This is a genomic window from Pantoea sp. SYBGC1 (genome assembly GCF_057197005.1).
Genome location: NZ_JBXUNM010000006.1, coordinates 74,815 through 95,904, shown reverse-complemented (window position 1 = coordinate 95,904; position 21,090 = coordinate 74,815). Strand labels below are relative to the sequence as shown.

The following is a 21,090-nucleotide window of genomic DNA, read 5'->3' as shown; positions in this document are numbered from 1 at the left end:
GACACAGCCTGCTGGACACTGCGAATGTGTCAGCGCAATGCAACAATTGCCGGGTTTCTTAGTATGGGTCAGAATTCAGGAATTGCCGTCTGTTTTTTGATTATTTTTTCATCTTGCTTATGGCTAAAACCTGCAGTAACTCTTAAGTGCCTGTCAGGTAAAAAGTTGCTGTCTGTCACACTCTGATCCCTGACCTGAATAAAGCAAAAATAGCGCCAGATTTGCATTTCGCTCCCTGCAGGCGTTTCGCACCGCCGCTGCCGCATTTTTGTCTGCAAAATGTTCAATAATAGAGCAGAAACGCACCCGTCTGGTGCATATCTAAGGAAAGATGATGAATCATGCCAGCCTTACTGCGTGCACTCCTTCACATTGCACGCTGGTCAGGAACTGAAATGTGGCAGCGGTCTGCCACACAGCTGACGATTGCTGTGCCGTGCGGGCGCGCTGACCAGAGAGCATCACACTGCACGCCTTCGGTCATTGTGCAGGCCAGGCCATTGCACTATTCTTTAGGACCATTCTCAGCGATTCACACATTGCCATTTTGTCACGACAGGAGTTGAAACATGGCGTCAGGAACTTCCCGCATCTGGATGCGCACCGGCATGCTGTTCGCCAGCGCGCTGATCGTATTGCAACTCACCGCCTGCGGTGACAAAGAGGGCGATCAGCGTAAGGCGTTTAACGATTTTCTGCAAAATACCGTGATGCGCAGCGGTGAACATCTGCCAGCACTGAGTGAAAACCAGAAGCAGACCTTCGGTAACTACGCCAGTGACTATGCCATTCTGTATGGCTTTTCTCAGCAGGTGAGTCAGGCCACGGAACAGGGTATGCGTCCGGTCGTGGATGAGCTGGCTGCAATTCGCGTTCCGCAGGATTATCTGACCCGCCGCGATACCCTGCGCCAGGTGAGCGGCAATCTCAGCGTTCTGACGCAGCAGATCCAGAGCGCGAAAATGCAGGCTGACAGCAGCAAGGCGACACTTAAACAGCCCGACGATCTGAAAAAGTCGTATGACGCAGCCTATGCAAAAGTGGTTACACAGCCGGCAGGCACGCTGATCCCGCTGCTGCCCAAGCTGCAGGCGCTGAGCCAGAGCGCTGTGCAGACCGGTGACTATCTGCAATCGCAGGGAACGCGCGTCACGTTTAATGATGGCGGTGTACAGTTCCCGACGCAGGATCAGGCGACCCGGTACAATGCGCTGATGAGCGAGCTCTCTGCAAACGCGCAGGCGCTGACGCAGGCACAAAACGCCGTACAGGGCTCCTGGCAGTAATGCCGGTTACGGGCAGTATTACTACTGCCCGGTTCTCGCTGCGCTTGACGTTATAGCAGCCTGGCGCTTTATCTGCCCGCCTGTGATCTGGCGCAATTATGATCAGAAATTCTTTGTGACACGAATCACACTTCCGCAATAAACCCGCACTACCAAAGAGTGAGGTTTATCACATAAAACCCGTTTTTTTGCTGGATTTTTCGGCGCCGCTGCTTTTTTATTCCAGCTTTGTGTGACCAGAGTCACATTACACCCCCCTGTTCACCCCGCTTTTACGTGATATGGATCACACTAATTCCGGACGCTACGCACGCCCCTGAACAAGTGCTAGAGTCCGCCTGCATACAGTAATGCCACGGCCCCCGCCGTAACGTCTCAACAAAAACAAATGCGCGCTCTTATTGCAGCGCGTCTCAATAAGGGGTGGGTTTATGTCCTCATCAGTCAAGGTCAGAGTGCAGAGCTTTGGTCGCTTTCTGAGTAATATGGTGATGCCTAACATCGGTGCGTTTATCGCATGGGGTATCATCACCGCGCTGTTTATTCCAACCGGATGGATCCCGAACGAAACGCTGGCGAAACTCGTCGGTCCGATGATCACTTATCTGCTGCCGCTGCTGATCGGCTTCACCGGCGGCCGTCTGGTCGGCGGCGATCGCGGTGGCGTGGTCGGTGCCATTACGACAATGGGCGTCATTGTCGGTGCCGATATGCCGATGTTCCTCGGCGCGATGCTTGCCGGACCGCTGGGCGGCTGGGCAATCCGCGCGTTTGACCGGGCCGTTGACGGCAAGATCAAAAGCGGTTTCGAGATGCTGGTGAATAACTTCTCCGCCGGCATCATCGGTATGCTGCTGGCGCTGCTGGCGTTCCTGGCTATTGGGCCGCTGGTGCAGGGGCTGTCGCACATTCTCGCCGCCGGGGTTAACCTGATGGTGCAGAACAACCTGCTGCCGCTGACCTCTATTTTTGTTGAGCCGGCGAAAATCCTGTTCCTTAACAATGCCATCAACCACGGCATTTTCTCGCCGCTGGGTATTCAGCAGGCGAGCGAAGCGGGTAAATCGATCTTCTTCCTGATCGAAGCTAACCCGGGCCCGGGCATGGGCGTGCTGGTCGCTTATATGATCTTTGGTCGCGGCAGTGCCAAACAGTCAGCGGGCGGTGCCGCTATTATCCACTTCCTCGGCGGCATCCATGAGATTTACTTCCCGTATGTGCTGATGGCACCGCGCCTGCTGCTGGCGGTGATCCTGGGCGGTATGACCGGCGTATTTACGCTGACGCTGCTGAATGGCGGCCTGGTCTCTCCGGCGTCACCGGGTTCTATCCTGGCGGTGCTGGCGATGACGCCAAAAGGCGCCTATTTTGCTAACGTTGCCGCTATCGTGGCCGCTTTTGCCGTCTCTTTTGTTGTCTCTTCTATCCTGCTGAAAACCAGCAAAGTGAAAGAAGATGAAGATATTGAAGCGGCGACCCAGCGTATGCGTGACATGAAAGCGCAGTCTAAAGGTCAGCCGGCTGCAGGCGCGCCGGTGGTAGCTGACGCTAACAGCGTAGACGTAAGCCACGTGCGTAAAATCATCGTTGCCTGCGACGCCGGTATGGGTTCCAGCGCCATGGGTGCCGGCGTGCTGCGCAAAAAAGTGCAGGATGCAGGCCTCACCAATGTCTCGGTGACGAACAGCGCTATTAACGCGCTGCCGGGTGACGTTGACCTGGTGATCACACACCGCGATCTTACGGAACGGGCGATGCGTCAGGCACCGCAGGCGCAGCATATCTCGCTGAATAATTTCCTTGATAGCGCGCTCTACACCAACCTGACCGAGCGACTGGTTACGGTAAACCGCAGCGTGGCGCATCGCGAAACGGTGCAGTCAACGCTGGCAGACAGCTTTGATAACGAGAATACGCACCTGTTTAAGCTCGGGGCGGATAACGTCTTCCTCGATCTGAGCGCCAGCAACAAAGAGCAGGCGATCCGCTTTGCCGGTGAGCAGCTGGTAAAAGGTGGCTATGTCCAGCCAGAGTACGTTGAGGCGATGCTGGCCCGTGAAAAGCTGACGCCGACCTATCTGGGTGAGTCGATTGCGGTTCCGCACGGAACGGTAGAAGCGAAAGATCGCGTGCTGAAGACAGGCGTGGTGTTCTGTCAGTATCCGGCAGGCGTACAGTTTGGCGATGAGCCGGATGAGGTAGCGCGCCTGGTAATCGGGATTGCGGCCCGCAACAATGAGCACATTCAGGTGATCACCAGCCTGACCAACGCGCTGGATGATGAGAGCGTGATTGAACGACTGGCGCAGACCCGCAGCGTGCAGGAAGTGCTGGATCTGCTCTCAGGCAGCAGCGTCAAAGCGTAATCAGTCAGCAGTTTTTTCCCCGGGGCGGGCAGGCCCGCCCTGTGTCCGGGGCGGAAATGCCCGCCCTTTCGCTATTTGAGATGGGTCAATTTTATGAAAGCGTTACATTTTGGAGCAGGCAATATTGGTCGCGGATTTATCGGCAAACTGCTGGCCGATGCCGGCATCGAGCTGGTCTTTGCTGACGTCAATCAGGTTGTGCTGGATGCCCTTAACGCCCGTCACACCTATCCGGTTCATGTTGTTGGCGAACAGGCGAAAACGGAGACGGTCACTGGCGTCAGCGCCGTTAACAGCACCAGCGATGACATCATTGCGCTGATCGCTGAAGTCGATCTGGTCACGACTGCCGTCGGACCGCAGATCCTGGAACGTATTGCCGGCAGCGTGGCGCAGGGTCTGATCGCCCGTCACGATCGGGGTAATACCGCACCGCTTAACATCATCGCCTGCGAAAATATGGTGCGCGGCACCAGTCAGCTGAAGCAGCATGTGCTGAAAGCGCTGCCGGCGCAGCATCACGCCTGGGCAGAAGCGCACATTGGCTTTGTCGATTCCGCCGTGGATCGTATTGTCCCGCCTTCTGAAGCGGGCAGCAGCGATCCGCTGGAAGTGACGGTGGAGACCTTCAGCGAATGGATTGTTGATAAAACGCAGTTTAAAGGGGCGCTGCCGGCGATCCCTGGCATGGAGCTGACCGACAATCTGATGGCGTTTGTTGAACGCAAGCTCTTTACCCTTAACACCGGGCACGCTATTACCGCTTATCTGGGCAAACTGGCGGGCCATGTAACCATTCGCGATGCGATCCTGGATAGCCGCATTCGCGCCGTGGTCGAAGGAGCCATGCAGGAGAGCGGTGCGGTTCTGATCAGGCGCTACGGTTTTGACGCAGAAAAACATGCGGCTTACATCAGCAAAATCCTTACCCGTTTTGAGAACCCTTACCTGAAAGATGACGTCGAGCGCGTAGGCCGCCAGCCGCTGCGCAAGCTGAGCGCAGGCGACCGCCTGATCAAACCGCTGCTCGGCACGCTGGAGTACCAGCTGCCGCACGATAATCTGGTGCAGGGGATCGCAGCCGCGATGCACTACCGCAGCGATGCCGATCCGCAGGCGCAGGAGCTGGCCACGCTGATCGCGGAACAGGGCGTTGCAGAGACGCTGGTAAAAATTTCCGGACTGGAGCCGGAGAGTCAGGCAGTAGAGGCTGTGGTGAGCGCTTACAGCGCTATGGCATAATGCGCGCCCCCGGGTGAGCAAACCGGGCGCAACAGGGTTGCGCCCGCAGACGGTAGCTGAACGATGCAGGCAATGATGGAAGAGAAGCAGGCTTTTGAAAACCAGGTGCTTGAGCGCCTGAACGCCGGTCGTTCGGTGAGAAGCTTTCTGATTGCTGCGGTTGAACTGCTGGCAGAAGCGGTTAATCTGCTGGTGCTGCAGGTTTTTCGCAAAGATGATTATGCGGTAAGGTACGCCGTCGAACCGCTGCTGCTGGGAGACGGGCCGCTGGGCGAGCTGTCGGTACGTCTTAAGCTTGTTTACGGACTGGGCGTGATTACGCGGCAGGAGTATGAAGATTGCGAACTGCTGCTGACGCTGCGCGAAGAGCTGAACCACGACGCCAGCGACTATCGCTTTACCGATGACGAGGTGCTGGGTCCGTTCAGTGAACTGCACTGCGTGGTCGCCTGGCCGCCACAGCCCGACTTTACCCGCGATGATGAGGCGCTGCGCATTATGCAGCAGCAGCGTTATCTGCAGATGGTGCGATCCACCATGGTGCTCTCTTTGACCGAACTTATTTCCCGTATTTCGCACAAGCAGGCATTCAAAAAGCCCGCTGTCTGACCTCAGGCAGCGGTACATCGAACAGTCGTACTGCCCGCCCGGCCTAAATTAATGTATCCTTTCCCTGTTTTCCTTAATGAGTTTTTCCAATGAAAGAACAAGTCAAAGCCGAGATCAAACGCCTCAGCGATCAGCTGGACGCACTGAACCGCAAAGAACCCCAGCTGCTGGAAGCGGGTGACGCTGAAAAGCTGGGTGCGCTGCTGAAAGAGAAAGAGACGCTGGTGCAGGAGATTGAACGTTTGCGCGGCGTACGTGATGAAAAGCTGAGCAAAGAGGCGCAGCAGCTGCAGCAGCTGCCGTTCAGCCGTGAAATCACGAAAAAAGAGCAGGCCAACATGGGTGCGCTGAAGAAAAGCGTGCGCGGCCTGGTTGTGGTGCATCCGATGACCGCGCTGGGACGTGAAATGGGTCTGAAAGTCATGACCGGCTACGCAAAACAGCCGTTCTGAGGCTGTTCAGGCTGCACGGTCTGCGCGCTGAGCGCAGCCGGCGGCCTGCTGAACCTGCTCTTTCAGGCTGTCGAGCAGCGTGTAGCGCCGGCGGTATTCGGCGCGCTTTTTACTGGCTATCTCCTCCAGCGCTTTGCGCTCCATCTGCAGCGGCAGCGTAAAGCAGCCGTCGGCCCGCTCCTCGCCACCCAGCGACAGCCAGAACTCACTGTAGCTGGCAAAAAACTTATCCCCTTTACTGTGTCGATAGCGCAGGCTGCGAAACACATGCGTGGTGTCGCCAACGGCGGCTATCGCTTCTGCTCCACACGCTTCTGCCAGCAGAAACAGCGCTTCCATCAGCACGCGCTTGGGAAACAGACCGTGCGCCGCTTTGGTCGCTTCGCGGATCGCCTCCGACGGAATATGCTTGCGCGGCCCCTGCAGTCCGCCAATAAACAGCGTACACCGCTGCGGCTCGCCAATCAGCGAGAATGAGAGGGAGGCCAGCAGCATATTCTGATAGTGCAGCGTCAGCGTCAGCTCACCTTCGCGATCGTAATAGCCGGAGCTACAGGCAATCGTAAACTGCTCTTCATTTTTACCGCTGAGCTGTGCAACAGGCGTCCCGGCCGGATTCAGCATCAGCTGACGCAGAGCGGGATTATCCAGCTGTGCAACATGCTGGTAGTGCTGCACGATAGCGCGTGCGCGCTGCGCCACGTTAAACCGCGAACAGAGATAGGGACGATGCGGTTTAGCGGGCAGCAGGCCCTGGCTGGCCATCAGCTGCGGCAAAAAGGGCAGCTGTGCCAGCTGCTGCAAGTAGGTCAGCGTGGTAAACGGATAGAGCGCCGATCGCAACGCAAATTTGGTACGAAAGCGGCCGCTGTGCCAGAGATTATCAGGGCGAAGTTTGCCGCTGATCAGCGGAAAAAACAGCGCTGAAGAAGAGAGATTGCCCGATTCAGTGTGGGTAATTGTTGTCATAAGGAGCTTAACGTCTCGAAAAAACCTGCTGCAATGTTAAGCACAGCCGCTTCAACGATTCGTTAATGACCCCGCCCCGCCGGCACTAAACGGTTTGCTGTTTAGCCGGGGTTTAGGTTGCCGTGACGCAGATAAAAAAAACCGGCGACATCGCACCGGTTTTTTACGCAGAAATCCGCGCTGATTATTTTGCTGAAGCAAAACGCGCTGCTGCTTCGTCCCAGTTCACTACGTTCCAGAACGCTTTGATGTAGTCAGGGCGCTTGTTCTGATACTTCAGATAGTAAGCGTGCTCCCACACATCCAGACCAATGATTGGGAAGCCAGACGCACCGGCGATCGCGTCGCCCATCAGCGGGTTGTCCTGGTTAGCGGTGGAAACCACAGCCAGTTTGTCGCCTTTTTTCACCAGCCACGCCCAGCCAGAGCCGAAACGGGTAGCCGCTGCTTTTTCAAACTCTTCCTGGAATTTCTCAACGCTACCGAAATCTTTTTCGATCGCCGCTTTCAGGTCGCCCTGCAGCGTGGTGCCGGTTTTCAGGCCTTTCCAGAACAGGCTGTGGTTAGCGTGGCCGCCAGCGTTATTGCGCAGTGGGCCTTTTTTGTCTGCTGGCAGCTGATCCAGTTTGGTAATCAGCTCATCAACCGGCAGATCGGCGAATTCGGTACCTTCCAGCGCTGCGTTAGCGTTGTTTACGTAGGTCTGGTGGTGTTTGGTGTGATGGATTTCCATCGTCTGCTTGTCGAAGTGCGGTTCCAGTGCGTCGTAGGCGTACGGCAGGGATGGCAGTGAATAACTCATGTTCTTCCTCTCCATTTAATGTTTTGCAGCATCACCTTACCAGTGTGCCGCGTAAGCAGTGGGATCATTATAGTTAAAATCATGATCCATAAAAGGGTTATCAATGCCGTAGAAATCATAAGGATTTGCGGTTCAGCGGCCTCAACCGGCTAGCGCAGCCGCTGCGGGTGGGTATAGATCGTTGCCCGTCCTGGCTTACTGAAGCCTACCAGCGTCAGATTGCTGCGCTGCGCTACCTCTACCGCCAGCTGGGTGGCGGCCGAGACCGCAAACAGGATCTCCACGCCGCACATGGCGGACTTCTGCACCATCTCATAGCTGGCGCGGCTGGAAACCAGTACTGCGCCCTGCTGCCATCCCTGCTGACTGCGCAGCCCAAGCAGCTTATCCAGCGCAACGTGCCGCCCGACATCTTCACAGCCGCCCGGCAGCAATCCCTCTGGTGAGAGCCAGGCAGCCGCGTGCGTGCAGCCGGTAAGATTGCCCACCGGCTGATAGTCGCGCAATCGCGCCAGCCCGCTATCCAGCTGAGCCAGGTCAAACGTCTGGGTAAAAGGCAGTGGCTGCAGCGGCTTACCAATCTGATCCAGCTGCTCAACGCCGCAGACGCCGCAGCCGGTTCGCCCCGCCATCGCCCGGCGCTGCGCTTTTAACGCCATAAACCGGCGGCTGGCGAGTTCAATCTGTACTTCAATGCCGTTGCAGCCCGGCACCACATCGATGCCATAGATCTCAGCCGGTTGTTCAATAATCCCCTCTGAAAGCGAGAAACCCAGCGCAAATGCCTCAAGGTTGTCAGGCGTTGCCATCATGACCACATGTGAGATGCCGTTGTAGACCAGCGCTACCGGCACCTCCTGTGCCAGCCAGTCAGTTTCGGCCGTTTCCGGTGTCCGGCGCTGCCACACTTCAGCCTGGCTTACGCCAGCGATCGTTTTCACAGGTTGCTCACCTGCCTGCTGTTTTGCTGTCACGTTATCTGTCTCTTATTGCACTCATCGAAAGCGGCGGGCCTCACGGCCTGGACGCTATACCGGCTGCCGGTTCAGAGGTTGAGCATGAACGTCGGCCAAAAATTTTTCTTCAACTTATGTGCTGGCCCTCTGGCTGCGGCCCGCAGCGGTCACAGAATCGCCTCTCCCTCCGGCTGCCGTCACCGGCAGTTAATCGTCCGTCAGCCAGCCGCCTGAGCGTCAGGCTGCTATCATCAGCGTAGTCGTGCTGCTTTCATTGTTGGCAGCGTTATCGCCAGAAAATAGAGGTGTTCCCTGATGAGTATTCGCATTATTCCGCAGAATCAGCCGGAAACACGCGAACCGCAGACCGCGGAACAGATCCCGCCGCTGCTGTTTCCCCGGCTGAAAAATCTCTATAGCCGTCGCGCTGCCCGCCTGCGCCATCTGGCGGCAAAAAATCCGCTGGGCGACTATCTGCGCTTTGCTGCGGTGATCGCTCAGGCGCAGGAGATTGTGCTGTATGACCATCCGCTGCGGCTCGATCTGCGTCCGCGTCTTGAAGAAAGCGCGCAGCGGAATGAGCCGCCGCTTGATATTCGCCACTATCCGCGCGATCGTCACTGGCAGCAGCTGCTGCATTCACTGATTGCAGAACTCAAGCCGGAGATGAGCGGCCAGGCGCTGGCGGTGCTGGAGAACCTGGAAAAATCGTCCGCCAGCGAGCTGGAAACGCTTGCCGGCGCGTTGCTGGCCGGGGAATTTAGCCGGGTCAGCAGCGACAAATCGCCTTTTATCTGGGCAGCACTGTCGCTGTACTGGGCGCAGATGGCCGCCATGATACCCGGCAAGGTGCGGACGGAACAGGGCGATCACCGGCAGTTCTGCCCGGTCTGCGGCAGCGTTCCGGTTACCGGTCTGGTGCATATGGATGTGGCGCAGGAAGGGTTGCGCTACCTGCACTGCAACCTGTGCGAAAGTGAGTGGCACGTCGCCAGTGACAGATGCTGCAACTGCGAGCAGACGCGCGATCTGCACGTCTGGTCGCTCGATAATCACCAGGCTGCCGTTCATGCAGAGAGCTGCGGCGACTGCGGCACCTATATGAAACTGCTCTGCCAGGAGCGGGATCCGGCGGTAGAGCCTGTTGCCGACGACCTGGCGTCGCTGGTGCTGGATGCGCGCATGGAGCAGGAAGGGTTTGCCCGCAGTAGCCTGAATCCATTTATGTTTCCCGGCGAATAGCTGGCCCGGGCGTTACCGCTACGTACCGCGTTTTATACGGAGGCTTTGATGAAACTGATAGGCAGTTATACCAGCCCGTTCGTGCGCAAAATTTCAGTTATCCTGCTGGAAAAGGGCATCGTATTTGAGTTTATCAACCATACGCCCTGGGCCGAAGATAGCCAGGTGCCCCACTATAATCCGCTGGGAAAAGTACCGGCTCTGATCGACGAGCGCGGATTAACCTGGTACGACTCTTCTGTCATTGCTCAGGTTATTGAACTGCGTGATGAAGCGCCCGCCCTGCTGCCTGATGATGCGCTGCGCGCACTGCAGGTACGCCAGCTGGCAAAGCTGGCTGATGGTATTAATGACGCGGCGGTGACCATTGTGCGGGAACAGATGCGGCCCGGCGCGCAGCAGTCTGAAGAGGTGCTGCTGCGCAACCGCGAAAAAATCCAGCGCGGTCTGGATGCGCTGGAGGCGGCTGCGGCGCAAGCGGAGTTGATCAACACCGGTATCCTGAATCTGGCGGATATCGCGACCGGCTGTATGATTGGCTATCTGAATTTTCGCCGCGTGCTGCCGAACTGGTGTGTAAACCGCCCGGCGCTGGTCAGGCTGGCGGAAACCCTGTTTCAGCGCGAGAGCTTCGCCCGTACCGTGCCGCCGGCAGGTTAAACGGCAATAAAAAAGGAACGATTGCTCGTCCCTTTCGTTACCGCAGCCTGCTGCCGCTTACTGCAGCAGGGAAATATCTGCCACCTGCAGGAACAGCTGACGCAGCTGTGCCAGCAGCGTCAGACGATTCACGCGCACGGCATCATCTTCTGCGTTAACCATAACGTTGTCGAAGAAGTTATCCACCGCTTCACGCAGCTGTGCCAGCTCCACCAGCGCATCCTGATAGCGGCCTTCAGCAAACCAGGGCTGCAGCTTATCGCTCAGCGCAGTGACGAAGGTCGCCAGCTGGATCTCCGCGTTCTCTTTCAGCAGCGATGCCTGCACGCTGTCGTTCAGCGGATCGCTGGCTTTCGCCAGAATGTTCGACACGCGCTTGTTAGCCGCCGCCAGCGCTGAGGCTGCCTCCAGCGTGCGGAAATGCGATACCGCTTTCATGCGCGCATCGAAATCTGCCGGACGGGTAGGACGACGCGCCAGTACCGCCTGAATAGTATCAACGCTGTGGCCCTCTTCCTGATACCAGGTACGGAAGCGACCCAGCATGAAGTCGATCACTTCATCAACCACTTTCGCGTTGCTCAGCTTGCTGCCGTAGAGGCGCACGGCCTCTTCGGTCAGACTCTGCAGATCGAGCGGCAGATTCTTCTCGACGATAATACGCAGCACGCCCAGCGCGGCACGGCGCAGCGCAAAGGGATCTTTGTCGCCTTTCGGATGCTGGCCGATACCAAAAATGCCCGCCAGCGTATCCATTTTGTCTGCAATCGCGACGGCACAGGCCACCGGGTTAGAAGGCAGCGCGTCGCCGGCAAAGCGCGGCTGATACTGCTCATTGAGCGCTACCGCCACATCTTCCGCTTCCCCGTCATGACGGGCGTAGTGCATACCCATGACGCCCTGGGTGTCGGTAAATTCAAACACCATGTTGGTCATCAGGTCGCACTTGGAGAGCAGGCCGGCGCGGGTCGCGTGATTGACATCTGCACCAGTCTGCGCGGCGATCCAGCCTGCCAGCGCCTGAATGCGGTCGGTCTTGTCACGCAGCGTGCCCAGCTCTTTCTGGAACAGCACCGTCTCCAGACGCGGCAGATTATCTTCCAGACGCTTTTTGCGATCGCTGTTGAAGAAGAACTCCGCATCCGCCAGACGGGGACGCACAACTTTTTCATTACCGGCCACGATCTGCTGCGGATCGCCTGACTCAATGTTGGTAACGAAGATGAAGTTCGGCAGCAGTTTTCCTTCCGGGCTGTAGACCGGGAAATATTTCTGATCGCCTTTCATGGTATAAACCAGCGCTTCCGCCGGCACCGCCAGGAACTTCTCTTCAAACGTTGCGGTCAGCACCACCGGCCACTCTACCAGCGATGCAACCTCTTCCAGCAGGCTGTCGCTGAGATCGGCGACGCCGCCCAGCTGCTGTGCAGCCGCTTCCGCATCCGCCTTGATTTTTGCTTTACGCTCAGCGTAATCAGCCATTACTTTGCCGCGCGCCAGCAGCTGCTGCGGATAGTGATCGGCGTGCTCCAGCGTAAACTCCGGCTCGCCCATAAAGCGATGGCCGCGAATGGTGCGCGCTGACTGCACGCCCAGGATAGTGGCCGGGATCAGCTCGTCTCCCAGCAGCAGCGTCACGGTATGCACCGGGCGCACGAACTGGACATCGCTGGCGCCCCAGCGCATCAGTTTTGGAATCGGCAGCTTGCTCAGTGCGGTAGTGACCATTGCCGGCAGCAGCGCGCTGGCCTGCTCACCCTTCACCGCGGCGCGATGCACCAGCCATTCGCCTTTATCGGTGCTCAGGCGCTCAGCCTGATCGACCGTGATACCGTTGCCGCGCGCCCAGCCTTCTGCTGCTTTGGTCGGGTTACCCGCTGCGTCAAACGCAGCCGCGACGGCGGGGCCGCGCTTCTCAATCTCGCGATCGGGCTGCGCCGCCGCCAGCGCTGCGACTTTCAGCGCCAGACGGCGCGGAGCAGCAAACCAGCTGACTTCGCCGTGCGTCAGGCCCGCGCTGTCCAGCTCGGCAGTAAAGTGTGCAGCAAAAGCTTCCGCCAGGCTGCGCAGGGCTTTCGGAGGCAACTCTTCGGTGCCAATTTCCACCAGGAAAGTTTTATCGGTCATGGCTGCCTCTTACTTATTACGGTTGCACATCGGGAAACCCAGCGCCTCGCGTGACGCATAGTAGGCTTCCGCCACGGCTTTCGTCAGGGTGCGAATACGCAGAATATAGCGCTGGCGTTCGGTAACGGAGATCGCCTTGCGCGCGTCGAGCAGGTTAAAGCTGTGGGCCGCTTTCAGAATGCGTTCATAGGCTGGCAGCGGCAGCGGCTTCTCCAGCGCCAGCAGCTGCTGCGCCTCTTTCTCATACTGCTCAAAGCAGCTGAACAGGAAACCGACGTCGGCATATTCGAAGTTATAGGTCGACTGCTCTACTTCGTTCTGATGAAACACATCGCCGTAGGTGGTTTTGCCAAATGCACCGTCGCTCCAGGTCAGATCGTAGACGCTGTCCACGCCCTGGATATACATCGCCAGACGCTCCAGGCCATAGGTGATCTCACCCGTGACCGGCTTGCACTCAAGGCCGCCAACCTGCTGGAAGTAGGTAAACTGCGTCACTTCCATACCGTTGAGCCACACTTCCCAGCCGAGGCCCCAGGCGCCCAGCGTCGGGTTTTCCCAGTTATCTTCTACGAAACGAATATCGTGGATAGTGGGATCGATACCCAGCGCTTTCAGCGAGCCGAGGTAGAGCTCCTGAAGATTGTCCGGGTTAGGCTTGATCACCACCTGGAACTGATAGTAGTGCTGCAGACGATTGGGGTTTTCACCATAGCGTCCGTCGGTCGGACGACGTGAAGGCTGCACGTAGGCGCTGGCCATCGGCTCCGGGCCGATAGCGCGCAGGCAGGTCATCGGGTGTGAGGTGCCGGCGCCCACTTCCATGTCCAGCGGCTGGACAATGGTGCAGCCCTGGCGCGCCCAGTAATCCTGCAAGGTCAGGATCAGGCCCTGAAAGGTCTTGGTATCAAACTTTTGCATGTTGAATTCGCACGGGATACGGGTGAATTAAAAAGAGTTCGACAGTATACCCTTTGACCGGGCAATGTGCAGCCGGAAATCCTGAGGCTGTGCGGGCCGCGCGCGCTTTTGCCGCACAGAGGGATCTGAATTACGGCGGCAGATGTTGTTGAGTGGCGGCACAGCGGCTACCCTTCCTCGCACCATCTGTACGCGAGGATCCCATGCCGCAAAAAATTAGCTGGATCGACAACTTACGTGCGGTCGCCTGCCTGATGGTGATCGTGATCCATACCACGACCTGGTATATCACCGGACCGATGGCGGTCACCGGCATAACCTGGGATGTGGCTAACCTGATGAACGCCGCCTCGCGCGTCTGCGTGCCGCTGTTCTTTATGATTTCAGGCTACCTGTTTTTTGGCGAGCGCAGCGCACAGGCGCGGCATCTGATACGCATTGTGCTTTGTCTGCTGTTCTACAGCGCGGTCGCGCTGGCGTATATCACCTGGCTGACGCCGATCAGTGAAGGCCGATCCATCATGAAGCTGCTGCAGAAGCCGGTGTTTTATCACCTGTGGTTCTTCTTTGCGATTATCGGTATCTACCTGCTTTCGCCGCTGATCCAGGTCAAAACGGTGCAAAAACGCTATGTGGCGCTGCTGGTGGTGGTGCTGGCGGTGGTGGCAAACCCGAATACGGTCAGCCAGTCAGTGGGCTCTTTTCGCTGGCTGCCGGTTAATCTCTATGTCAGTGGCGACAGCATCTATTACCTGTTATACGCCCTGCTCGGACGCGCTATCGGCTGTATGGAGACGGGCGGCCGCCGGATCGGCTGGCTGGCGGGGGGCGTTTTTATCGCCTGCGTGCTGGGTATTGCACTCGGTACAAAGCAGCTGCTGAAAATCAACGGTGCCTTTAATGACACCTGGTATCTCTACTGCGGGCCGCTGGTCTTTATCGCGGCCATCAGCCTGCTGGTTCTGTTTAAAAACAGCCTGAACCAGCGGCCGCTGCCGCTGCTGGCGACCATTTCTCGCTATTCGCTGCCGGTATATGGTTTTCACGCGCTGTTTATTCACTATCTGCGTACTCACCATTACGACGATATGTCACGCCCCTGGCTCGATTTGCCGTGGGTGTTTGGCGTCACGCTGCTGGGCAGCCTGCTGCTGGCGATGGTGCTGAAGCGCATCGATACGCGGCAACTGGTCAGCTGAAAGCGCTGTCCGGCTCGTCAGAGCTCATCGCGCACGCTGGCTGTTACCGGTCAGTCAGCGTGTTCTGCCAGTCATGAAACAGCGTCAGCCAGTTTCTTACCGGCAGCTTCAGTTTTTGTCCGGTACCGAAACCGTGCCCGCCCTGCTGGAACAGGTGCATTTCTGTTTTCACTTTATGCTCGCGCAGCGCGGCAAACATCAGCAGCGTATTCTGCGCTGAAGCCGTGCCGTCATTCAGCGCGTGAACGAGAAACGTCGGCGGCGTACGATCGCTGACGCGCGCTTCCTGCGACTGCTGCAGAAGGGTCTGCGGGCTGATGTTTTTGCCGTACATGGCGGCGCGCGTGCCCGGATGCGTTACGCCATCCTTAAGCGACAGTACCGGATAGATAAGGGCAGTGAAGTCGGGACGGGCTGAGACGCTGTCCTGCGCATCCTGTACCGGATAGTTATCAGCCTGCGGATCGTTACTGAGATTCGCGGCCAGATAAGCCCCCGCGGAAAAACCCATCACGCCAATACGATCGGCAGCAATATGATATTGTGGGGCGTTAGCCCGGATAAGTCGCAGTGCCCGCTGCGCATCCGCAAAGGCCGCCAGGCGATTCTGTGCGGTGCCGTCGTGCGGCATACGGTAAAGAAGAACGAAGGACGTATAACCCTGACGACTTAATAGCGTGGCGATATTAAGCCCCTCAAGATCTTTCATAATATAAGAAAATCCCCCACCGGGAATGATAAGCACGGCTGTGTGATTATTTTTTCCCGCAGGCGCTACGTAAATCATTTCCGGCGAATTAACCTGCGTAACAGCACGATTATTATCAGCAGGATTTTTACTGAAATTAATAAATTTATTCTGTGTTATGTTTTCGCCCGGCCAGATAGGAATTTCCTTAGAGGCAAAGGCCAGCGGAAGATAAAGCAGTAAAAACGCGCTTATCAGGCGAAAAAGGATCATTCTTCTGGCTCCATATTATTAATAAAAACAGTTACAAACGCACTTTAGCCTCGGCCTTTTCTTTCCCACTGCGGATCGGCAACTCTCTGAAAAGGAAAAATATCAGCAGCAGAATTTGAAAATAGCAGAAAGCGGATGAATAATAATCCCGGCAGTAATCTGATAAAATACCGGGCCAGGAAAAATTAGACTTTTCTCATGTTTACCAAAACATAGCCCTATGTTATAAGTGCATTTTAAACTATAAGAATCTGTGACCATGGGAATTTACTGGATCATAAGTCTTAGCCTGACTTTCGTCGCAATTGTCGAAATCATGTTAAGTAAAAATGAAAACACAGCACATATCAGGACGTGGCTTTATTTTATTGCTGTTGTAGTACTTTTTACTTTTGGCGGCATCCGTGGCCTGGGAACCGGCCTTGATGACTTCCAGTATCGCGACTTCTATGCACAGTTTCTCGATAAAATTGTTATCGAAGGCTTCTGGCGCGCTGTGGTCGAGTTTCGCTATGAGCCTGCTATTTATGCGATTGCCGGTGCAACGCGCATATTTACGGCCAATGCTGACATCTTTATCTTTGTTATCGCCTTCATTGCGGTATGCGTTAACGCGCACTACTTCCGCAAGCTGACGCCGCTGCCGCTGGTCGCACTGGCCGTCTACTCGGCGCACCTGTTTATCAACAAAGATATGAACCAGATCCGCTTTGGTCTCTGCTCCGCGTTTCTGCTCGGCTTTGTCTGGCATATGTCGCGTCGCAGTAAATCGGGTATGGTGACCACGTTTCTGCTGTCGTTTTTCTGCCACGCCACGGCCATTGTCGCGCTGCTTATTCCGATAGCGATGATTATCCGCAAAAACAAATATGTGCCGATTGCGATCGTCGTTATCAGCCTGCCGCTGGCCTTTATGGGCAGCTCAGCACTGATCTCCGCGCTCTCCAGCCATCTGGGTTCTCTGGGCGACAGGGCCATGGGCTATGCCGATGCAGAGTCGCGTCAGGAGCAGGGTATTCTCACGCTCTCGAACCTGAAGAACATTGGCTTTGTCTTTATCTTCAGCTACATGCTGCTGAGCGATAAAATCAGAAACGCCGACCCGGCAAAATTTAACACTTACTATATTCTGGCAATTACGTTTGCCATCGGCAGTGGCCTGCGTATGGCGCTGCAGGACTACGCCTCTGGTGGCCGCCTGGCAAACTACCTGCTGCAGGTTGAACCGGTGCTGATTTCACTCTGTATCTGGGAAACCAAAAAGCTGAGAAAGGTCATCGCCGTAGCGATAACCGTGCTGATGGTGCTCTACTATCTCTACTACAACACCATGGCCAGTAAGCAATCGATCGTCGGCTACGAGGTTTCGCGCAGCTTCCAGCTGTTCCGTTAATTGTTAAAAACGCTAACCAACTGGTTAGCGTTTTTTATTTATAACCGCTGTTTTCCACTATGCCAGGGAAATTCTGAATATCTTGCCGCGCTTATACATCGCTTGATTTTTCTATCGTTTAAAACTCTAATAGTTTACATCTGCCGCGGCAGAGCTTAACGCTTTTAATCAGAACACCATCCGGCACAGGCGCTTTAATTAGTATTACAGCGCGTGGTTATCCCATTAAAAAGAATGCTGATATGAACGAAAAAAATAATTTTGATATTGTCAGGCTTTCGCTCGCCTTTATCGTTTTGCTGGTACACTCAGCTGAAGTCACCAGAAATGCCGATATTCGTTTCCTTGCACATTATCTGAATAGCGATTTTGCTGTGAAAGGATTTTTTGCAATAAGCGGATTTCTTATTGCAAAAAGTTACTTAAGAAGCCGCTCACTGAATTCTTATTTTATTAAGCGCGCCCAGCGCATCCTGCCCGCTTATATATTTGTTATCCTGATGTGTTTTACCATTGGCCTGTGTCTGACGACGTTGCCGCTAATGGATTTTCTGAAACATCGTGAAACTATTAAGTACCTGGTGGCAAACTTTACCTTTTTGAATTTTATTCAGGCTTCGCTGCCGGGTGTGTTTACCGATAATCCAAACCAGCCGATGGATGGCTCACTCTGGACAATCAAAGCAGAACTGACGCTCTATGTGCTGTTACCGTTTATCGTTCCGCTGATGAAGCGTAATCCGCTGAAAGTCTGGGGCGCCATTTTCATCATCTCCTGCGCCTGGTTCTTCTATTTCACCTCTGTCTATAGCGGCCCCAAAGCAGATACGCTGGCGAAGCAGTTTGTCGCCCTCTCCTCGTACTTTTTCTTTGGCAGCCTGCTGGCGATACACAAGCCCGCTTTTGATCGGCTGAAGCTGATTACGCTGGTATCGATGGCGGCATGGCTGCTGTGTAAACGCAGCGAGTATGCATTTCTTATTGAGCCGGTCGCGTTCTCTTCAGTGGTGATTTTTTGCTGTACCAGTCTGTGTCGTGAGATAAAAATCAGCCAGTTTGGCGATCTCTCTTATGGCATGTACCTTTATCACTGGCCGATTATTCAGGTACTGCAGCACTTCGGTGTATTCAGCGCTAACGCCTTTGCTGGCCTGCTGCTGACCATCGTCATCACTCTGGCGCTGGCATGGACCTCATGGACCCTGCTGGAGAGCCGTTTCCTGAAGCGGGCGCATCATACACCGCCTTCTATCGTACCGCCGGCTGCTGCCCGCGACTGAATCAGCCAGCAGGCCACCTTCGGGTGGCCTGACCTGCGGTGGGGTAAAGAGAATGGTGCACGGCGTTAATAATCTGCCTGCTCATACTGCGTAATAACCGCCAGTGCCAGCCCCTGGGCCGGCTCAAGGCGCTGCGTCAGAAAATGGAGCGTCGTATGCGCGTGGGTGAACGCCAGCGTACCGGCCTGCATCGTCTGCTTTACGGCCTCCCTGAAAACAGCTGAGCTGTTCCACGGTGCGTCAATAATGATACAGGCCGGGTTAACCAGCTGCATGACCTGACTCAGCGCAAAACCAAGATGCTCGCCCGCTTCGCTCATCAGCGGATTAAACAGTGAAGGTTCACTCTCACCCTGCTGCCAGCGCAGGCCCGGCTTACGTTTACTCAGCTGCTGCTGAATGGCGGGCTGACCGATCAGCGTCTCAAGGCATCCCCGGCGGCCACAGCTGCAGAGCGGACCTTCGCGCTGCATCCGCAGATGACCGATTTCACCGGCGGTCCAGCTGCTGCCGGTAAACAGCGCGCCGCGATCGATCAGCGCGCCGCCCACGCCCTCCGCAATACGCAGATAAAAATGGCTCTGCGCCTTACTGAGCTGCAGCTGCTGTACAGAGAGCAGCGCGGCGGCCTTGACGTTATTGAGCACCAGCAGCGGCAGGCTGACGCAGCGTTGCAGCGGTGCCAGCACCGCCACGTTCTCCCAGCCAAGCGGTGCAGAGAAGTGCACAAAGCCGCGCTGTGAATCGATAATGCCCGGCAGACCAATCGCAATTCCTGTCAGCTCCGGATGCGCGGCGCATAATGTCTGACACACTTCAGCCAGTTCCTGCAGCAGCCGCTCCGGTGCGGCCGTTTCGGTGCGCCACGTCTGTTCCGCAATAACCTGTGAGAAGTAGTCGCGTACCTGCCAGTGGATCATCTGTCGCGCGACCATGATGCCAGCGCTTTTCAGTTTTTCCGGCCGCAGGGCGATCTCAATTTTGGGGCGTCCTGCTGCCGCCACGCTGACCGGGCCCAGCTCGCGCACCAGCCCCTGCGCCAGCAGGTCGTCAATGATCAGTGAAACCGTATTTTTGCTCAGATCCAGCGCCCGGGCGATGTCCTGACGGGAGGTGATGCGGGCGGAGCGCAGCTGCGTCATGACCCGCTTCAGATTATTCAGTCGAAGTACCGCTGGTCCTTTACCGGCTGCTTTCATGGCGTCTTCACCTGAGGATGAGATACGGTTCAGTTTAGCAGCCCGGCATCACCCGAGCGCACAGGCCGCCGCGCAGTTTACCCGTTTCAGCTATCAATATTCATCACCGCGCACGCGGCTGCGGTAGCTCTCCCAGTCGAAGCGGACCCAGAGGCTGTTTCCCAGCCGCATCCGGTCCATTACGCGCTCGCCCAGCAGGCTGTTCATTCCCGCCGGGTCAAGGTTAGAGAGCATGCCGGTAGGGCGCTTTGAAGAGGAGCGCCGATCGACAATCTGATTAATAATCACTTTTTCATAGCGCGATTCGCTCTGCATGCCGATTTCATCGATCACCAGCAGATCAACCTGAGTAAGATCCTGCAGCAGCCGCTCCTCCGTGATATCGCTGCCGCCGCTGAATGTACCCTTCATGCTGGACATCAAATCGGCCACTGTCACAATCAGGACGCTCCTGCCGCGAATGATCAGATCATTTCCGATCGCCGCCGCCAGATGGTTCTTTCCGGTGCCGGGCCGGCCGGTAAACACAAAGCTGGCAATACTGTTTTCAAATCCGGCCGCGTACTCGCGCGCCAGCGTCAGCGCTTTGCGCTGCCCGTCATTCTCTACGCGATAGTTGTCAAAAGAGCAGTTCATATGCAGTTCGCGAATACCGGAGCGGCCCATGATGCGCTGCATCTTCATGGCGCGGTTCTCACGCACTATCGCTTCTGAGCGCAGACGGCCCTGCTCCTGATTCCACGCCAGCAGCTCAGCGCCATTTTTGAATTTCGGCTGCACCTCTTTCGGCATGATTTTTTTCAGGCGATTGAAAAGATCGGTCGGCGTTTTCATTACTCACCTCGGAAACCATCGGGAATATCGTAATCAGTATTGTCGATACGCGTAATATCGCGCTTTGGCTGGCCCCCATTGCCGGCACGATGCATCTGCACGCTGCGCGCCAGCTTCTGCTGCCACTGCACATGATGAAACGGCCGCCCTTCTGCCTGCCAGTAAGCCACAAAGGTGGCCAGCTCGGCGGGCGTCACCGGCTCGCTGAGCGCCACGCCCCATATGGCGGCCTGACGCTGAAAGTCGCTGTCGGGCTGCCAGCCCTGATACATGGCAAACTTACCCGCCGGGATAGCCAGCGCGGCGCTATCCGGCTGAAACAGAGTGTCATCCAGCGCGACATCGCTGGGCTGCCGGGCTGCCGCTTCCAACGCCAGCAGCGCTGCCAGCCGCTGCGGCGTCAGCGCATAAAAAGCGGGTGCGTTATCCTGCAGCACGGCCAGCGTACCGTTATCGGCCTGATGCAGAGCGGCAAGCGGATCGCGGCAGAAGCTGTCCAGCCCGGCCAGCGTTGAAGATAAGATTTTTACGGACATGAAGAGACCTGACGTTGAGCATTTCGGGGCGCCAGATAACCCGGCGCCAGAGAGAC

19 protein-coding genes are annotated in these 21,090 nt (G+C 56.4%); 10 read left to right on the top strand and 9 right to left on the bottom strand.

What is annotated here, in order from left to right:
• The first annotated feature begins 569 nt into the window (after positions 1 to 569).
• From AC2CF9_RS12140 to AC2CF9_RS12120, 5 genes are all read left to right on the top strand, one after another.
• Positions 570 to 1,286, top strand: a complete 717-nt coding sequence (locus AC2CF9_RS12140; RefSeq protein ID WP_108570086.1) for a DUF3053 domain-containing protein — start codon at positions 570 to 572, stop codon at positions 1,284 to 1,286.
• A 431-nt stretch (positions 1,287 to 1,717) separates the two neighbouring features.
• Entirely contained in the window at positions 1,718 to 3,652 is a 1,935-nt protein-coding gene (locus AC2CF9_RS12135; RefSeq protein WP_150017839.1) for a PTS mannitol transporter subunit IICBA, read from the top strand.
• 93 nt (positions 3,653 to 3,745) lie between these two features.
• Positions 3,746 to 4,894: a mannitol-1-phosphate 5-dehydrogenase gene (gene mtlD, locus AC2CF9_RS12130; protein ID WP_150017838.1), complete on the top strand. Its 1,149-nt coding sequence runs from the start codon at positions 3,746 to 3,748 to the stop codon at positions 4,892 to 4,894.
• Between the two features lie 63 nt (positions 4,895 to 4,957).
• A complete protein-coding gene (mtlR, locus tag AC2CF9_RS12125; protein WP_175540444.1) occupies positions 4,958 to 5,503 on the top strand; it encodes a mannitol operon repressor MtlR in 546 nt (181 codons plus the stop codon).
• Between the two features lie 89 nt (positions 5,504 to 5,592).
• The gene (locus AC2CF9_RS12120; protein WP_065647847.1) at positions 5,593 to 5,955 is read left to right on the top strand and encodes a YibL family ribosome-associated protein; all 363 of its coding nucleotides are present in this window, start codon (positions 5,593 to 5,595) and stop codon (positions 5,953 to 5,955) included.
• Between the two features lie 6 nt (positions 5,956 to 5,961).
• Here the strand turns inward: AC2CF9_RS12120 and AC2CF9_RS12115 are convergent, their stop codons facing one another.
• From AC2CF9_RS12115 to fdhD, 3 genes are all read right to left on the bottom strand, one after another.
• Positions 5,962 to 6,924: a VirK/YbjX family protein gene (locus tag AC2CF9_RS12115; RefSeq protein WP_484557121.1), complete on the bottom strand. Its 963-nt coding sequence runs from the start codon at positions 6,922 to 6,924 to the stop codon at positions 5,962 to 5,964.
• Between the two features lie 184 nt (positions 6,925 to 7,108).
• A complete protein-coding gene (gene sodA, locus AC2CF9_RS12110; RefSeq protein WP_039381619.1) occupies positions 7,109 to 7,726 on the bottom strand; it encodes a superoxide dismutase [Mn] in 618 nt (205 codons plus the stop codon).
• A gap of 149 nt (positions 7,727 to 7,875) precedes the next feature.
• Positions 7,876 to 8,700 carry a formate dehydrogenase accessory sulfurtransferase FdhD gene (fdhD, locus tag AC2CF9_RS12105; RefSeq protein ID WP_150017836.1) on the bottom strand — a complete coding sequence of 275 codons (825 nt, stop codon included), beginning with the start codon at positions 8,698 to 8,700 and terminating at the stop codon, positions 7,876 to 7,878.
• Positions 8,701 to 8,997: 297 nt separating this feature from the next.
• Between fdhD and fdhE the strand changes: the two genes are divergently transcribed.
• Positions 8,998 to 9,924: a formate dehydrogenase accessory protein FdhE gene (gene fdhE, locus AC2CF9_RS12100; protein ID WP_150017835.1), complete on the top strand. Its 927-nt coding sequence runs from the start codon at positions 8,998 to 9,000 to the stop codon at positions 9,922 to 9,924.
• A gap of 48 nt (positions 9,925 to 9,972) precedes the next feature.
• Positions 9,973 to 10,584, top strand: a complete 612-nt coding sequence (locus tag AC2CF9_RS12095) for a glutathione S-transferase (RefSeq protein WP_484557120.1) — start codon at positions 9,973 to 9,975, stop codon at positions 10,582 to 10,584.
• A 57-nt stretch (positions 10,585 to 10,641) separates the two neighbouring features.
• Here the strand turns inward: AC2CF9_RS12095 and glyS are convergent, their stop codons facing one another.
• Positions 10,642 to 12,711, bottom strand: coding sequence for a glycine--tRNA ligase subunit beta (gene glyS / locus AC2CF9_RS12090; protein WP_150017833.1), 2,070 nt, complete (start codon positions 12,709 to 12,711; stop codon positions 10,642 to 10,644).
• A gap of 9 nt (positions 12,712 to 12,720) precedes the next feature.
• Positions 12,721 to 13,632, bottom strand: coding sequence for a glycine--tRNA ligase subunit alpha (gene glyQ / locus AC2CF9_RS12085; RefSeq protein WP_150017832.1), 912 nt, complete (start codon positions 13,630 to 13,632; stop codon positions 12,721 to 12,723).
• A 203-nt stretch (positions 13,633 to 13,835) separates the two neighbouring features.
• Here glyQ and AC2CF9_RS12080 point away from each other — a divergent pair, with 203 nt between their 5' ends.
• A complete protein-coding gene (locus tag AC2CF9_RS12080; protein ID WP_150017831.1) occupies positions 13,836 to 14,831 on the top strand; it encodes an acyltransferase in 996 nt (331 codons plus the stop codon).
• 43 nt (positions 14,832 to 14,874) lie between these two features.
• Here the strand turns inward: AC2CF9_RS12080 and AC2CF9_RS12075 are convergent, their stop codons facing one another.
• Entirely contained in the window at positions 14,875 to 15,618 is a 744-nt protein-coding gene (locus tag AC2CF9_RS12075) for an alpha/beta hydrolase (RefSeq protein ID WP_370513342.1), read from the bottom strand.
• Positions 15,619 to 16,108: 490 nt separating this feature from the next.
• Here AC2CF9_RS12075 and AC2CF9_RS12070 point away from each other — a divergent pair, with 490 nt between their 5' ends.
• Together AC2CF9_RS12070 and AC2CF9_RS12065 are read left to right on the top strand one after the other, a co-directional pair.
• Complete coding sequence (locus tag AC2CF9_RS12070; RefSeq protein WP_223810705.1) at positions 16,109 to 17,185, top strand: EpsG family protein; 1,077 nt, start codon at positions 16,109 to 16,111, stop codon at positions 17,183 to 17,185.
• 242 nt (positions 17,186 to 17,427) lie between these two features.
• Positions 17,428 to 18,465 (top strand): acyltransferase family protein, encoded by a 1,038-nt coding sequence (locus AC2CF9_RS12065; protein WP_039381595.1) that lies wholly within the window; start codon positions 17,428 to 17,430, stop codon positions 18,463 to 18,465.
• Between the two features lie 65 nt (positions 18,466 to 18,530).
• Here the strand turns inward: AC2CF9_RS12065 and AC2CF9_RS12060 are convergent, their stop codons facing one another.
• From AC2CF9_RS12060 to dnaT, 3 genes are all read right to left on the bottom strand, one after another.
• Positions 18,531 to 19,664 (bottom strand): ROK family transcriptional regulator, encoded by a 1,134-nt coding sequence (locus tag AC2CF9_RS12060; RefSeq protein ID WP_484557119.1) that lies wholly within the window; start codon positions 19,662 to 19,664, stop codon positions 18,531 to 18,533.
• Positions 19,665 to 19,757: 93 nt separating this feature from the next.
• On the bottom strand, positions 19,758 to 20,498 hold the full coding sequence (dnaC, locus tag AC2CF9_RS12055; RefSeq protein ID WP_150017827.1) for a replicative helicase loader DnaC: 741 nt from the start codon (positions 20,496 to 20,498) through the stop codon (positions 19,758 to 19,760).
• A complete protein-coding gene (gene dnaT / locus AC2CF9_RS12050; protein ID WP_150017826.1) occupies positions 20,498 to 21,034 on the bottom strand; it encodes a primosomal protein DnaT in 537 nt (178 codons plus the stop codon). Before dnaT ends, dnaC begins: the two co-directional genes overlap by 1 nt.
• Between the last annotated feature and the right edge of the window lie 56 nt (positions 21,035 to 21,090).

Excerpts from the sequence above, each read along its gene's own strand:
- AC2CF9_RS12140 (WP_108570086.1), top strand. The coding sequence starts at position 570 with ATGGCGTCAGGAACTTCCCGCATCTGGATGCGCACCGGCATGCTGTTC.
- AC2CF9_RS12135 (WP_150017839.1), top strand. The coding sequence starts at position 1,718 with ATGTCCTCATCAGTCAAGGTCAGAGTGCAGAGCTTTGGTCGCTTTCTG.
- mtlD (WP_150017838.1), top strand. The coding sequence starts at position 3,746 with ATGAAAGCGTTACATTTTGGAGCAGGCAATATTGGTCGCGGATTTATC.
- mtlR (WP_175540444.1), top strand. The coding sequence starts at position 4,958 with ATGCAGGCAATGATGGAAGAGAAGCAGGCTTTTGAAAACCAGGTGCTT.
- AC2CF9_RS12120 (WP_065647847.1), top strand. The coding sequence starts at position 5,593 with ATGAAAGAACAAGTCAAAGCCGAGATCAAACGCCTCAGCGATCAGCTG.
- AC2CF9_RS12115 (WP_484557121.1), bottom strand. The coding sequence starts at position 6,924 with ATGACAACAATTACCCACACTGAATCGGGCAATCTCTCTTCTTCAGCG.
- sodA (WP_039381619.1), bottom strand. The coding sequence starts at position 7,726 with ATGAGTTATTCACTGCCATCCCTGCCGTACGCCTACGACGCACTGGAA.
- fdhE (WP_150017835.1), top strand. The coding sequence starts at position 8,998 with ATGAGTATTCGCATTATTCCGCAGAATCAGCCGGAAACACGCGAACCG.
- AC2CF9_RS12095 (WP_484557120.1), top strand. The coding sequence starts at position 9,973 with ATGAAACTGATAGGCAGTTATACCAGCCCGTTCGTGCGCAAAATTTCA.
- glyS (WP_150017833.1), bottom strand. The coding sequence starts at position 12,711 with ATGACCGATAAAACTTTCCTGGTGGAAATTGGCACCGAAGAGTTGCCT.
- glyQ (WP_150017832.1), bottom strand. The coding sequence starts at position 13,632 with ATGCAAAAGTTTGATACCAAGACCTTTCAGGGCCTGATCCTGACCTTG.
- AC2CF9_RS12080 (WP_150017831.1), top strand. The coding sequence starts at position 13,836 with ATGCCGCAAAAAATTAGCTGGATCGACAACTTACGTGCGGTCGCCTGC.
- AC2CF9_RS12075 (WP_370513342.1), bottom strand. The coding sequence starts at position 15,618 with ATGATTTACGTAGCGCCTGCGGGAAAAAATAATCACACAGCCGTGCTT.
- AC2CF9_RS12070 (WP_223810705.1), top strand. The coding sequence starts at position 16,109 with ATGTTAAGTAAAAATGAAAACACAGCACATATCAGGACGTGGCTTTAT.
- AC2CF9_RS12065 (WP_039381595.1), top strand. The coding sequence starts at position 17,428 with ATGAACGAAAAAAATAATTTTGATATTGTCAGGCTTTCGCTCGCCTTT.
- AC2CF9_RS12060 (WP_484557119.1), bottom strand. The coding sequence starts at position 19,664 with ATGAAAGCAGCCGGTAAAGGACCAGCGGTACTTCGACTGAATAATCTG.
- dnaC (WP_150017827.1), bottom strand. The coding sequence starts at position 20,498 with ATGAAAACGCCGACCGATCTTTTCAATCGCCTGAAAAAAATCATGCCG.
- dnaT (WP_150017826.1), bottom strand. The coding sequence starts at position 21,034 with ATGTCCGTAAAAATCTTATCTTCAACGCTGGCCGGGCTGGACAGCTTC.